Source organism: Acidovorax soli, assembly GCF_014207955.1.
Taxonomy (GTDB): domain Bacteria; phylum Pseudomonadota; class Gammaproteobacteria; order Burkholderiales; family Burkholderiaceae_C; genus Acidovorax; species Acidovorax soli_A.
In genome coordinates, this window is sequence record NZ_JACHLK010000007.1 from 325,654 (window position 1) to 339,001 (window position 13,348).

Annotated in this window: 11 protein-coding genes; 10 read left to right on the forward strand and 1 reads right to left on the reverse strand. The window is 68.2% G+C overall.

From position 1 onward, the window contains the following. Positions 1-5 precede the first annotated feature (5 nt). From HNP48_RS19075 to nudB, 9 genes are all read left to right on the forward strand, one after another. On the forward strand, positions 6-611 hold the full coding sequence (locus HNP48_RS19075; RefSeq protein WP_184859880.1) for an SCP2 domain-containing protein: 606 nt from the start codon (positions 6-8) through the stop codon (positions 609-611). Continuing rightward, positions 608-2,191, forward strand: a complete 1,584-nt coding sequence (gene ubiB / locus HNP48_RS19080) for a ubiquinone biosynthesis regulatory protein kinase UbiB (RefSeq protein ID WP_184859881.1) — start codon at positions 608-610, stop codon at positions 2,189-2,191. Before HNP48_RS19075 ends, ubiB begins: the two co-directional genes overlap by 4 nt. Positions 2,192-2,236: 45 nt before the next feature. Next, positions 2,237-3,682: a sodium:solute symporter family protein gene (locus tag HNP48_RS19085; protein ID WP_184859884.1), complete on the forward strand. Its 1,446-nt coding sequence runs from the start codon at positions 2,237-2,239 to the stop codon at positions 3,680-3,682. Between the two features lie 107 nt (positions 3,683-3,789). After that, on the forward strand, positions 3,790-4,125 hold the full coding sequence (locus HNP48_RS19090) for an FmdB family zinc ribbon protein (RefSeq protein WP_184859886.1): 336 nt from the start codon (positions 3,790-3,792) through the stop codon (positions 4,123-4,125). An 8-nt stretch (positions 4,126-4,133) separates the two neighbouring features. Then, positions 4,134-4,754: a DUF502 domain-containing protein gene (locus HNP48_RS19095; protein WP_184860021.1), complete on the forward strand. Its 621-nt coding sequence runs from the start codon at positions 4,134-4,136 to the stop codon at positions 4,752-4,754. Positions 4,755-4,800: 46 nt separating this feature from the next. Then, the gene (gene aspS / locus HNP48_RS19100; RefSeq protein WP_184859888.1) at positions 4,801-6,624 is read left to right on the forward strand and encodes an aspartate--tRNA ligase; all 1,824 of its coding nucleotides are present in this window, start codon (positions 4,801-4,803) and stop codon (positions 6,622-6,624) included. A gap of 126 nt (positions 6,625-6,750) precedes the next feature. Then, positions 6,751-7,560, forward strand: coding sequence for a curli production assembly/transport component CsgG (locus tag HNP48_RS19105; protein ID WP_184859890.1), 810 nt, complete (start codon positions 6,751-6,753; stop codon positions 7,558-7,560). 139 nt (positions 7,561-7,699) lie between these two features. Further along, positions 7,700-10,375: a chemotaxis protein CheW gene (locus HNP48_RS19110; protein ID WP_311773835.1), complete on the forward strand. Its 2,676-nt coding sequence runs from the start codon at positions 7,700-7,702 to the stop codon at positions 10,373-10,375. Next, positions 10,372-10,857 carry a dihydroneopterin triphosphate diphosphatase gene (gene nudB / locus HNP48_RS19115; RefSeq protein ID WP_184859892.1) on the forward strand — a complete coding sequence of 162 codons (486 nt, stop codon included), beginning with the start codon at positions 10,372-10,374 and terminating at the stop codon, positions 10,855-10,857. The genes HNP48_RS19110 and nudB overlap by 4 nt, the downstream gene beginning before the upstream one ends. Here nudB and HNP48_RS19120 read toward each other — a convergent pair. After that, a complete protein-coding gene (locus HNP48_RS19120; RefSeq protein WP_184859894.1) occupies positions 10,832-11,737 on the reverse strand; it encodes a LysR family transcriptional regulator in 906 nt (301 codons plus the stop codon). The two genes, nudB and HNP48_RS19120, sit on opposite strands and share 26 nt — an antisense overlap. 119 nt (positions 11,738-11,856) lie before the next feature. Here HNP48_RS19120 and HNP48_RS19125 point away from each other — a divergent pair, with 119 nt between their 5' ends. Then, positions 11,857-13,335, forward strand: coding sequence for an FAD-binding oxidoreductase (locus HNP48_RS19125; protein ID WP_184859895.1), 1,479 nt, complete (start codon positions 11,857-11,859; stop codon positions 13,333-13,335). Positions 13,336-13,348 lie beyond the last annotated feature (13 nt).

Below are 13,348 nucleotides of genomic sequence, written 5' to 3' on the forward strand. Positions count from 1 at the left end.
GGACTATGGCAACACAGTCCCCTTTTTCGTTCCTGGATGGCCTCTTTGAGCGCCTGGCTGCCGGCCCGCAGCCGCCGCAATGGCTCGTGCACGAGGTGCAGCAGCGGCTGGTGCTGTTCCTGAACCATGTGCTCATGCAGGAGCGGGAAGCCATGGACCGCCTGGTGCGCCAGCGCGGGCGTGTGGCGCGCGTGCAGTGGCGCATGTTCTCCATGGCGCTGGTGATCACGCCGGCCGGGCTGCTGAACCTGGCGCCTGAAGGCGCCGTGCCCGACCTGCTGCTCGAAGTGACCGACACCTCGCCCCTGGCGCTGGCTCAGGCCGCCTTGCGCGGCGACAAGCCCGCCATCCGCATCGAGGGCGATGTGCAGCTGGCGGCCGAAATCAACTGGCTGGTGGACAACGTGCGCTGGGACCTGGAAGAAGACCTTTCGCGCGTGGTGGGGGATGCGCCGGCGCACACCATCAGCGAAGTGGCCCGCAAGGCCGCGCAGGCGCTGCGCCAGTTCGTGGGCTCGCGCGTTCCGCCGGCCGCCGGCGGCAGCACCTCGGCACCGGTCCCTGCGCCGGGCAACCCCAGCAGCACCAGCGCAGACCGGACCGGTCCATGAAGCAATTCGTCCGGGGTGCATCCATCCTCTGGGTGGTGTTCCGCTACGGGCTGGACGGGCTGGTGCTCGACAGCTTCCAGAAGCCGTGGCTGCGCCTGGTCTCGCGCATCGTCTCCATCGGCCGCAACCTCGATGCGCCGCGCGGCCAGCGCCTGCGCGAGGCACTGGAGCGCCTGGGGCCCATCTTCGTGAAGTTCGGCCAGGTGCTGTCCACCCGGCGCGACCTGCTGCCGGCGGACATCGCCGATGAGCTGGCCCTGCTGCAGGACCGGGTGCCGCCGTTCCACCCGGACATCGCCATCGCCACCATCGAGCGCGCCTTCCGCCGCCCGGTGGACCAGGTGTTCACGCATTTCGACCGCACACCGGTGGCCAGCGCCTCGATTGCCCAAGTGCATTTTGCGACCCTGCGCGACCGCCAGGGCATCGAGCGCGAGGTTGCCGTGAAGGTGCTGCGCCCGGGCATGCTGCCGGTGATCGAGAAGGACCTGGCACTGATGCGCATGATGGCCGGCTGGGTCGAGAACCTCTCGGCCGATGGCAAGCGCCTCAAGCCCCGCGAGGTGGTCGCCGAGTTCGACAACTACCTGCACGACGAGCTGGACCTGGTGCGCGAGGCGGCCAACGCCGCGCAGCTGCGCCGCAACATGGCCGGCCTGGACCTGGTGCTGATTCCCGAGATCTTCTGGGACTTCTGCCACGCCGAGGTGATGGTGATGCAGCGCATGAACGGCGTGCCCATCAACCAGATCGAGCGGCTGCGCGATGCCGGGGTGGACATCCCCAAGCTGGCGCGCGACGGCGTCACCATCTTCTTCACCCAGGTGTTCCGCGACGGCTTCTTCCACGCCGACATGCACCCGGGCAACATCCAGGTGAGCCTGGATGCGGCGACCTTCGGGCGCTACATCTCGCTCGATTTCGGCATCGTGGGCACGCTCACCGAGTTCGACAAGGAGTACCTGGCGCAGAACTTCACGGCCTTCTTCCGCCGTGACTACAAGCGTGTGGCCGAGCTGCACATCGAAAGCGGCTGGGTGCCGCCCGATACGCGCGCCAACGACCTCGAATCGGCGATCCGCACCGTCTGCGAGCCGTATTTCGACCGGCCGCTCAAGGAGATTTCGCTGGGCATGGTGCTGATGCGCCTGTTCCAGACCTCGCGTCGCTTCCACGTGGAGATCCAGCCCCAGCTGGTGCTGCTGCAAAAGACGCTGCTCAACATCGAGGGCCTGGGCCGCCAGCTCGACCCCGAGCTCGACCTGTGGAGCACGGCCAAGCCCTTTCTGGAGAAATGGATGCTCGAGCAGATGGGGCCGCAGCGCCTGCTGCGCGAAATCCAGGCCGAGAGCCCGCATTTCGCCAAGATGCTGCCCGAGCTGCCACGCCTGCTGCACGACTACCTGCGCAACCGGCCCCAGGACCACCAGCGCGAACTGCTGGAACTGCTGGCCGAGCAAAAACGCACCAACCGCCTGCTCAACGCCGTCATCTACACCGGGGCCGGCTTTGTGCTGGGCTGGGTGGCGCTGCTGCTGGTACAGCAGTTGCAAGTGTTTGCGCGCTTGCGGATCTTCTAGGCTTCGTTCACCTTTCCACCCCTTCGCGACATCGAGGAGCATGCCGTGCTGTTGACCCTGGTCATTGTCTATCTGTTGATCACCATTGCCATCGGCCTCGTGGCAGCCCGGCGCGTGAAGAACGCGGCGGACTTCGCCATCGCCGGGCGGCATCTGCCGCTGTACATGATCATCACCACCACCTTCGCCACCTGGTTCGGCTCCGAGACGGTGCTGGGCATCCCGGCCAAGTTCATCGAGGGCGGCTTGGGCAGCGTGGTGGAAGACCCCTTCGGCGCGGGCTTCTGCCTGATCCTGGTGGGCCTGTTCTTCGCGGCCAAGCTCTACCGCATGACGCTGCTCACCATCAGCGACTACTACCGTGAGCGCTACGGCCGCCTGGTCGAGATCGTCTGCTCGCTGATCATCATGCTCAGCTACCTGGGCTGGGTGTCGGCGCAGGTCACGGCGCTGGGCCTGGTGTTCAATCTGCTCTCGGGCGGCGCCATCAGCATACCCGTGGGCATGACCATCGGCGTGGTGTCCATCCTGGCCTACACGCTGTTCGGCGGCATGTGGTCGGTGGCGGTGACCGACTTCATCCAGATGATCATCCTGGTCGTGGGCCTGGCCATCATCGCCGTGTTCGCCGGCAACATGGCCGGCGGCGCCGACAAGGTCATCGAGTTCGCCTCCAACCGCGAGCTGTTCCGCTTCCTGCCCGAGCCCAAGTTCCACGACGTGGTGTTCTTCATCGCCGCGGGCCTGACCATGATGTTCGGCTCCATCCCGCAGCAGGATGTGTTCCAGCGCGTCATGTCGGCCAACAGCATCCAGGCCGCCACGCGCGGCCCGGTGATCGGCGGCATCTGCTACATCCTGTTCGCCTTCGTGCCCATGTTCCTCGTGGCCAGCGCGCTGATCATCATGCCCGGCGAAACCGCCACCCTGCTCAAGGAAGACCCGCAGAAAGTGCTGCCCACGCTGGTGATGGCCAAGATGCCCTTCATCATGCAGGTGCTGTTCTTCGGCGCACTGCTCTCGGCGCTCAAGTCCACGGCCTCGGCCACCCTGCTGGCGCCCAGCGTCACCTTCACCGAGAACATCTGGCGCCAGTTCCGCCCCACGATGACGGACAAGGAGCACCTGCGCACCATGCGCATCACTACCCTGGTCTTCAGTGGCTGCGTGCTGGCCTATGCGATCCGCATGCAGGGCACCTCCATCTATGAACTGGTCTCGGGTGCCTACCAGGTACCGCTGGTGGGCGCCTTCGTGCCGCTGGTGGCGGGCCTGTACTGGAAGCGTGCCACCACGCAGGGCGCTGTCTTCGCCATCGTGCTCGGCCTGGGCACCTGGCTGCTGTTGCTCAATACCTCCTGGGGCGAAGTGTTCCCGGCGCAACTCGCCGGCCTTTTGGCCGCCGTCGTGGGCATGGTGGCGGGCTCGCTCCTGCCCCAGATGCTGCGCAACAGCCATGCCGGCCACCACCGCATGGTGGGCGTCGAGTAACGGGTCGAGGCACCCTGCGTGCGGTGAAACCACCCACCGTGGCCCCCGGGGGGCCGCACGCCTATAATTGAGGGTTTTGCACTTTTGCCTTCAACGACGCGCTCGACATGCCTATCTACGCCTACAAATGCAGCTCCTGCGGCCATGCCAAGGACGTGCTGCAAAAAATCTCCGACGCACCGCTGACCGTGTGCCCGGCGTGCGGCGCCGAGGCATTTTCCAAGCAGGTGACGGCTGCGGGCTTCCAGCTCAAGGGTTCGGGCTGGTACGTCACGGATTTCCGGGGCGGTAGCGGTGGCGGTACGTCCGCTCCAGCCACCGACGCCAAGGGCGGCGATGCCCCGGCCGCAGCCCCAGCGGCCAGCGCGGAACCCGCCAAGAAAGACACCGCCTCCAGCACCAGTGCGCCAAGCGCCGGTGCCGGCTCCACCTCCAAGGACTGAGCTTGCTGATGCCCTCGCTGCGCAAATGGTTGTTCACCGGTCTGCTGGTCATCGTGCCCGGTGTCATCACCGCGTGGGTGCTGCACTGGATCGTCAGCACACTGGACCAGACCCTGCAGATCCTGCCCGAGGCCTGGCAGCCCGACCGGGTGCTGGGCGTGCACGTGCCCGGCTTCGGCGTGGTGCTCACGCTGGCCATCCTGCTCGTGGTGGGTGCCATTGCCAGCAACTTCGCCGGCCGCAAGCTGGTGCAGTGGGGCGATGCCCTGGTGCACCGCATTCCGGTGGTGCGCTCGATCTATTCCAGCGTCAAGCAGGTTTCCGACACCCTGTTCTCCGAGAACGGCAACGCCTTTCGCAAGGCCGTGCTGGTGCAGTGGCCACGCGAAGGCGTCTGGACGGTGGCCTTCGTCACCGGCGCGCCCGGCGGTGAGGTGGCGGCCTACCTGCGCGATGAATTCGTGAGCGTGTATGTGCCCACGACCCCCAACCCGACGGGCGGCTACTTCGTGATGCTGCGCAAGAGCGACTGCGTCGAGCTCGACATGAGCGTGGATTCCGCGCTCAAGTACATTGTTTCCATGGGTGTGGTCGCTCCGGTCGACCCCACCCAGTTGCCGCCCAAGTAAGTAACCCTTTTTGTCAATGCGCCCGAGGGGCGCCGGAAGTTCTGCCATGGCCATGCGTTCCCACTACTGCGGTCTTGTGACCGAAGCCCTTCTGGGCCAAACCGTCACCCTCTCGGGCTGGGTGAACCGCCGCCGCGACCACGGTGGTGTGATCTTCATCGACCTGCGCGACCGCGAAGGCTATGTGCAGGTGGTGTGCGACCCCGACCGCGCCGAGATGTTCAAGACCGCTGAAGAAGTGCGCAACGAATACTGCGTACAGGTCAAGGGCGTGGTGCGTGCGCGTCCCAGCGGCACCACCAACGACAAGCTCAAGAGCGGCCAGATCGAAGTGCTGTGCCATGAACTCAACGTGCTCAACCCCTCGGTCACGCCTCCGTTCCAGATCGATGAAGAGAACCTGAGCGAAACCACGCGCCTCACGCACCGCGTGCTGGACCTGCGCCGCCCCTACATGCAGAACAACCTGATGCTGCGCTACAAGGTGGCCATGGAAGTGCGCAAGTTCCTCGACGCCAACGGCTTCGTGGACATCGAGACCCCCATGCTCACCAAGAGCACGCCCGAAGGCGCGCGCGACTACCTGGTGCCCAGCCGCGTGCACGATGGCCAGTTCTTCGCGCTGCCCCAGTCGCCCCAGCTGTTCAAGCAGCTCCTGATGGTGGCCGGCTTCGACCGCTACTACCAGATCACCAAGTGCTTCCGCGACGAAGACCTGCGTGCCGACCGCCAACCCGAGTTCACCCAGATCGATATCGAAACATCGTTCATGGAAGAGCAGGACATCCGCGACATGTTCCAGGGCATGATCAAGACGGTGTTCCAGAACACGCTGGGCGTGGACCTGGGCGAGTTCCCGGTCATGACCTACCAGGACGCGGCCTTCCGCTTTGGTTCGGACAAGCCTGACCTGCGCGTGAAGCTCGAGTTCACCGAGCTGACCGACGTGATGAAGGACGTGGAGTTCAAGGTCTTCTCGGGCGCCGCCAACATGAAGAACGGCCGTGTGGTCGCCCTGCGCGTGCCCGGCGGTGCCAAGGAAGGCGCCGGCCTGTCGCGCGGCGAGATCGACGCCTACACCGAGTTCGTCAAGATCTACGGTGCCAAGGGCCTGGCCTGGGTCAAGGTCAACGACCTGTCCAAGGGCCGTGAAGGCCTGCAAAGCCCGATCATCAAGAACATCCATGACGCGGCGCTCAACGAGACCCTCCAGCGCACGGGCGCCCAGGACGGTGACCTGATCTTCTTCGGTGCCGACAAGGAAAAGATCGTCAACGACGCCATCGGCGCGCTGCGCATCAAGATCGGCCACAGCGAATTCGGCAAGAAGAACGGCCTGTTCGAGGACCGCTGGGCCCCGCTGTGGGTGGTGGACTTCCCGATGTTCGAGTACGACGAGGACAACCAGCGCTGGAACTCGGTGCACCACCCCTTCACCAGCCCCAAGGACGGCCACGAGGACTGGATGGTCACCGCGCCCGAGAAGTGCATCTCCAAGGGCTACGACATGGTGCTCAACGGCTGGGAAATGGGTGGCGGTTCGGTCCGTATCCACCGTGCCGACGTGCAGCAGAAGGTGTTCGACGCGCTCAAGATCTCGCCCGAGGAAGCCAAGGAGAAGTTCGGTTTCCTGCTGGACGCGCTGCAGTACGGTGCGCCCCCGCACGGCGGCCTGGCCTTCGGCCTGGACCGCATCGTGACGCTGATGACCGGCGCCGAGTCGATCCGTGACGTGATCGCCTTCCCCAAGACCCAGCGCGCCCAGTGCCTGCTGACCCAGGCCCCGTCGCCCGTGGACGAAAAGCAGTTGCGCGAGCTGCACATCCGCCTGCGCAACCCGGATGCCGTGAAGACGACGGCTGGGGCCTGAGCGGGCAAGCCTGTCATCCCCATGACCGGGCACCCCTGATGAAAGCGGCAGCGGCCTCGGGCCGGTGCCGCTTTTTTCTTGGAGGGGCCCCCTGTGTTTCCTTTTCGAGTCGATCCGAGGTATTCCATGCGTCCTTCCGTGAGCGTTCCCTTCGTGCTGGCAGCGGCCGCGGCCCTGCTGCTCGCAGGCTGCGGTGAAAAGAAGACCGAGCTGGGCCAGGGCGGCTCGGTGGTCACCGGCTCGGCCGGCCCGGCCGGGGCCAAGGATGCCGCCAAGGAACTGACCCAGTGCAGCCAGCCCGTGGCCACGCTGGCGCTGGCCGAGAACCCGAACGGCTACACCATGTCCAGCAGCTACCAGTTGCCGGCTTCGCCCGTGCCGCTGATCCGGCTTATCGCCCAGCAGAGCGGCTGCTTTCGCATCGTCGACCGTGCGGCCGGCCTGCGCGGCACGGTGCAGGAGCAGGAGCTCAAGGACGCCGGCATCCTGCGCAAGAACTCCACAGTGGCCAAGGGCAAGGGCTACGAGGCGCAGTACACGCTCACACCCAGCCTGACTTTCAGCGAGCAGGACGCAGGCCGCAGCATCGCCGGCATCATCGCCATGATTCCGGTGCTGCGTGACATCGCCGGCCTGGTGGGGCTGGTAGAGCAGGTGAAGTTCAAGGAGGCTCAGACCGCCTTGCTGCTCACCGACAACGAGACCACCGAGCAGGTGGCGGCCGCCACGGGTGCTGCGCGCAGCACCGACCTGGGGGCGGCCGGCCTGCTCTGGGGCCGCATGGGCGGCGCGGGCGGTGCCGGCTGGAGCAATACCAACGAGGGCAAGGTGATCGCCGCTGCCTTCCTCGACGCGCACAACAAGCTCGTGACCCAGGTGCAGATGCTGCAGGCCAAGGAGCTGCCGCCCCCCGTGGCCACCCGCAGCAAGCCCTGAGCAGGCCTTCGCGCCGCCGCGCGGGGACACGCACCCCGTGCGGGCCGGGCGTGCAATATGCCTGTTGGTCGATCGCCCGCCAGGCCGCACAATGCGTGCTCGGTCCTCGCCGGGACCCCCGCGCAAAGGACGATCACCCGTGTCTTCCCTTCCAAACTCTGCGGAGCAATGGCTGCGCTACATGCCCGCGGCGCAGCACCAGCGCCAGGAACTGCGCCTGGTCGAAAGCGCGTGGGACCAGCTGTCGCTGCTGTCCTCGCTGTCCCTGCTGTCCTCCAAGGCCTCGTCGGGCGGTGACCTGGCCCAGGCGCGCAGGGACTTTGCGGCGCTCTCGGGCGATCTGATGCAGGGCCTGGTGAACGAGGCCCTGAAGAACCGCAGCGCCGATCTGGCGGCCCGCGCCCAGGTCTGCATCGATGTGCTGGTGCGCAACCTGTTCGAGCGCACCGCCGACATCGGCTTCTTCGCCACGGATGTGGGTGTGGCCGAGTACCTCGCGGACCCGGACCCGGCCCTGCGCCCCCTGGTCGAGGCGCGCCTGGCCGAGTACGCCAGCAAGTACTCCGTGTACCGCAACATCTTTCTCTTCGATACCGATCTGCAGCTGTGTGCCGGCCTGCGCCCGGTAGCTCCCGTGGGCGGGCTCGACCGGCTCGATGCCGATGGCGCCTTCCTGCGCTCGGTGCTGCAAAGCGATGCCGCCTATGCCGAGCACCATGCCGTGCATGGCTTTTGCGGCACCGAGGCCGAGACGCTGCTCTACGCGCGGCGCGTGCATGCCGGTGGGCGCATCGTCGGCGTGCTGTGCCTGGAGTTCAAGCTGGCCGACGAGATGCCGGCCATCTTCGACTCGGTGCAGCAGGGCGACGCCCAGGGCGGGGGCCTGCAGGGCAGCGATGCGGTGCTGGCCCTGGTCGATGCCCATGGGCGTGTGCTGGTCTCGGGCGATGCGCTGCAGCTGCCCACCGGCTGGGTGCTGCCCCAGGCCGGCAGCGCGGGCATCCACTGCGTGCGCCATGCCAGCCGCCGCTACCTGATGGCCGTGCGCGGCACCCAGGGTTTCCAGGGCTACCAGGGCCCGGGTTGGCGCGGAGTGGCCCTGCTGCCGCTGGACCTGGCTTTCGACGAGACCGCGCACGACGAGCGCAGCCCCCTGGCCGGCGAGCTGTCGGGCCAGGCGGAGCTGCTTTCGCAGGACCTGCGCGAGATCCCGCAGCGCTCGGCCGCCATCCTGGCGGCGCTGGAGCGGTCGGTCTGGAACGGGTTGCTGGAACTCAACCAGATCGGCGACGCGGGTGCGGACGGCCGGGATGCGGCCGCCCCGCGCGAGCTGCTGTTCGCCAAGACCCTGCTGTCCGAGATCGGCGCCACGGCGCGCAAGACCGCGCAGGCCTTCTCGGGTGCGCTGCAGGATCTGTATGGCGTGGTGCTGCGCTCGCTGCTGCGCGATGCCCAGGGCCGGGCTGCGCTGGCCATGCAGATCCTGGACCGCAACCTCTATGAGCGGGCCAATGACTGCCGGTGGTGGGCGCTCGCCCCGCAGTTCGCCCGCACCCTCGCTGCGGGCACGGCAGGCTGCAGCCAGGCCACCTCGGTGCTGGAGGAGATCAACGGCCTGTATACCGTCTACGCCTGCCTGGTGCTGTTTGGCGTCGATGGCCGGGTGATGGCAGTGTCCCGGCCGGGCCTGGCACACCACGTCGGGACCCGGCTCGACGAGGACTGGGTGCAGCGCTGCCTGCGCCTGCGGGGCAGCCAGGCCTACACCGTGAGTCCCTACCAGGCCAGCCGCTTCTACGACCAGGGGCCGACCTTCGTGTATGCCGCCGCGGTGCGGGCCGATGTGGGCGATGGCATGGGCCGGGCCACTGGTCCGGTGCTGGGCGGCATCGCCATCGTCTGGGACGCTGCCAGCCAGCTCCAATCCATCCTCGACGATTGCGCCGTGGGCACGGGCACGCGCGACGTGCTGGCCTTCGTCGATGGCCAGGACCGCATCGTGCGCACCAGCGGTGACCCCGCCAGCCTGCAGCCGCCACAGGCCATTGCCACCAGCCGGCAGGGCGGGCGCTCGGTGGCGCTGGACGGCCAGCTGTACGGCGTGGGCCAGTCGCGCGGCCAAGGCTACCGTGAGTTCCGCAGCAGCGATGGCTATGACCACGGCCTCGGCTGCCTGGTGCTGCGCCACCTGTGCGAGCGCCGCGCGCCGGTGCCTGCCGCGCCGCAGTCCGATGCGCACCTGGGCGCCGCCCGCGTGGGGGCCCAGCACCGCTTGCAGATGGCCACCTTCCTGGTCGGCACGCACTGGCTGGGTGTGGAAGCGGCCCAGGTGGTCGCCGCCGGGCCCGATGTGACGGTATTGCACGGTGGGGGATCGCGCCCGCCCTTTCTGGGCATGGCGCAGATCGGTGAGCGCGTCTACTCCGTGGTGGACCTGCGCAGCGTGGTGTCGACCGCGCCGGGCAGTGCGCCCGTGTCGCGCGCCGCCGACCTCCAGCGCCAGATGGTGCTGGTGCGCGTGCCGCTGGAAAATGGCAGCCAGGGCCACAACAGTGGGCGGGACTTCATCCTGCGTGTCGATGCACTGGGCGCCATGCTCGACCTCGACCGGCGGGAACTGCGTCCGGTGGGCATGGCAGCCGGGTCGGCAGGCACCGCGCTGATCGATGCCGTGGTTCCGGTCGCCACCGCGGGCGACCAGCCTGGGCGCGGCCTGCTGTGCCGCATCTCGCCACAGTGGCTGCAGCAGTGCGCTCTGGGGGCGCTGGCCGACGGGCCCGCGCAGGACGTTGGTGCACTGCTGGCTGCCGCATGAGCAGCCAGGCCACGGCGCGCCCCTTCAAGATACCGCAGTCCGTGCTGGTCGTGGTACACACGCCCGCGCGCGAGGTGCTGCTCATCCGCCGCGCCGACGGAGGGGAGCACTGGCAGTCCGTCACTGGCAGCAAGGACCGTGAGGATGAGGCCTGGGAGGCCACGGCCGCGCGTGAAGTGTGGGAGGAGACAGGCATCGACGTGCAGGCACCGGGCTGCGTGCTGGCCGACTGGTACCTGGAGAACGTCTACGACATCTGGCCCCAGTGGCGCCACCGCTACGCCCCGGGCGTGGTGTTCAACCACGAGCGTATTTTCGGCCTGTGCGTGCCTGTGGGCACGCCCGTGGTGCTGAGCCCGCGCGAGCATGTGGCGTACCAGTGGCTGCCCTGGCGCGAGGCGGCGGACCGGTGCTTTTCGGCATCGAATGCCGAGGCCTGCCTGTTGCTTCCTCGTTTCAGCGGCGCTGCGGCAGCACCTTGACCAGGTGCTCGGCAAAGCCTTCGGCTGCCGGGGAGGTGGCGCGCTGCGTGGGGCTGTACAGGCATACGTAGCGCATGGCCTCGGGAGCGAGGATGCGCCGGCGCACCAGGCCCAGCGGCTTGGCCAGCGCACCCACGTAGTCGGGCGCCAGCGTGGCAGCGACATCGGCCGCGGCCAGGCCCAGCGCGGTGGAGATGTTGTCCACGATTTCCACGGGCGTCACGCGCTGCTCGCTGGGCAGGCCGGTGTGCATTTGCGCCACGCTGCGCTCGTGGTCGCGGCCCGCAGCCACCAGGGGGTGGGCGTGCAACTGCTCCCAGGTCACGCTGCGCTGGCGCGCCAGCGGGTGGGTGGGGGCGCACCACAGCACCCAGGGGCTCTGGAACAGCTGGGTGCGCGCCACGTCCTCGCCGCAGGCGCGGTCCGGGCCCAGGGCCAGGTCGGCATCACCGCTGGCGACCGCGTCCACGAGCTTTTCCACCGGCACGTCACGGATGTGGATGCGCACCTTGGGCCGGTCCGCCACGTAGGCCTTGATTGCGCGCGGCAGGATCACGCTGGCCACGACCAGCGGGGCGGCGATGCGCACCACCCCCGCCGCGCGGTTGCGCACATCGCTGGCGGCCGACTGCGCCATGCGCAGGTGCTTGAGCACCGATTCGGCCGAGGCCAGGAACTCCCGCCCCGCGCTGGTGATGGCCACCCGGCGTGTGCTGCGCTCGAAGAGCTTGAAGTCGAGCACCTCCTCCAACTCGCCCACGAGCTGGCTCACGGCCGAGGGTGTGAGCGCCAGCCGGTCCGCCGTGGCGGTGAAGCTGCGCATCTCGGCCACGGTGACAAAGGCTTCGAGCTGGCGCAGCGTGAAATGGGGCAGGGACATGGTCATTCATTAGACCACCTTCACAATCCATAAGAAAGCATTGATTGTGGGGAGCAGGGTGGCTGCAGATACTTTGCGGCAAGCGCAAACGCGCCAGCAACGAGACAAGCAGCCAGCCGATGACCGCCGATACCCACGCCGCCAGCCCCCTGGACTCCCTGCGCGCCGCCTACGCCGGCCGCCTGTGGAGCGAGCCCGCGGACATGGCCCCCTTCCTCACGGACTGGCGCGGCAAATGGACCGGCCCGGCCCTGGCGGTCGCCCAGCCGGCGGACACGGCCGAGGTGGCGCAACTGCTGGCCTGGTGCCATGCGCACGGCGTGCCTGTGGTGCCGCAGGGCGGCAACACGGGGCTCTCGGGCGGCTCGGTGCCCGAGGCGGCGGGCCAGCACCTGCCGCTGCTGCTGTCGCTCACACGCATGCACCGGGTGCGCCAGGTCGATGCACTCAACAACACCCTGGTGGTGGAGGCCGGCGCCACGCTGCAGCAGGTGCAGGATGCGGCCCGCGCGGCGGGGCGCCTGTTCCCGCTGAGCCTGGCGGCCGAGGGCTCGTGCACCATCGGCGGCAACCTGGCCACCAACGCGGGCGGCGTGCAGGTGCTGCGCTATGGCAATGCGCGCGAGCTGTGCCTGGGCCTGGAGGTGGTGACGCCCGAGGGCGAGGTCTGGAACGGCCTGCGCACCCTGCGCAAGGACAACACCGGCTACGACCTGCGCGACCTGTACATCGGCTCCGAGGGCACGCTGGGCGTGATCACGGCCGCGGTGCTCAAGCTGTTTCCGCTGCCTGCCGCCCAGGTGGCCGCGCTGGTGGCCGTGCCTTCGCCGGGCGAGGCCCTGCAGTTGCTGGCACTGGCCCAGCAGCGCCTGGGCGCGTCGCTCACGGCCTTCGAGCTGCTGTCGGACACCTGCCTGTCGCTGGTGCTGCAGCATGTGCCTGGCGCGCGCCGCCCGCTGGCGGAGGCGTCGCCCTGGTATGTGCTGCTGGAGGTCTCGGTGACCGGTGCCGAGGAGGGCGCCACCGACCAGGCGCAGCAGGCCATCGAAGGGGTGCTCGAAGCTGCGATGGAGGCGGGCTGGGTGGCCGATGCCGCGCTGTCGGCCACGCTGGCCCAGTTCGAGGCCCTGTGGGCGCTGCGCGAGAACATCTCGGAGGCGCAGGGCGCCGAAGGCCCCACCATCAAGCACGACATCGCGCTGCCGATTTCGCGCATCCCCGATTTCATTGCCCACACCGACGCCGCCGTGGCGGCAGCCTTCCCCGGCCTGCGCCAGGTGGTCTTCGGCCACCTGGGCGACGGCAACCTGCACTACAACGCCTCGCCGGCCATTTCCTCACCCGACGCTGCAGGCCGTGCCGCCTTTCTCGCGCTGGAGGCACCGCTCAATCGCCTGGTGCACGACGCCGTGCACGCCGCGGGTGGTTCCATCAGCGCCGAGCACGGCCTGGGCGTTTTGCGGCGCGACGAATCCGCCCGCTACAAGGCGCCGCTGGAGCTGCTTCTCATGCAGCGCATCAAGGCCGCGCTCGACCCGGCGGGCCTGATGAACCCGGCCAAGCTGCTGCCCGAGACCCCTGTGGCCCATCGCCCCTGATCTGCCATTCCCC

Bases quoted from the DNA above. Each gene is read 5' to 3' on its own strand.
- nudB (WP_184859892.1), top strand. From the start codon at position 10,372: ATGAGCAGCCAGGCCACGGCGCGCCCCTTCAAGATACCGCAGTCCGTG.
- HNP48_RS19075 (WP_184859880.1), top strand. From the start codon at position 6: ATGGCAACACAGTCCCCTTTTTCGTTCCTGGATGGCCTCTTTGAGCGC.
- HNP48_RS19125 (WP_184859895.1), top strand. From the start codon at position 11,857: ATGACCGCCGATACCCACGCCGCCAGCCCCCTGGACTCCCTGCGCGCC.
- HNP48_RS19090 (WP_184859886.1), top strand. From the start codon at position 3,790: ATGCCTATCTACGCCTACAAATGCAGCTCCTGCGGCCATGCCAAGGAC.
- HNP48_RS19120 (WP_184859894.1), bottom strand. From the start codon at position 11,737: ATGTCCCTGCCCCATTTCACGCTGCGCCAGCTCGAAGCCTTTGTCACC.
- aspS (WP_184859888.1), top strand. From the start codon at position 4,801: ATGGCCATGCGTTCCCACTACTGCGGTCTTGTGACCGAAGCCCTTCTG.
- HNP48_RS19105 (WP_184859890.1), top strand. From the start codon at position 6,751: ATGCGTCCTTCCGTGAGCGTTCCCTTCGTGCTGGCAGCGGCCGCGGCC.
- ubiB (WP_184859881.1), top strand. From the start codon at position 608: ATGAAGCAATTCGTCCGGGGTGCATCCATCCTCTGGGTGGTGTTCCGC.
- HNP48_RS19095 (WP_184860021.1), top strand. From the start codon at position 4,134: ATGCCCTCGCTGCGCAAATGGTTGTTCACCGGTCTGCTGGTCATCGTG.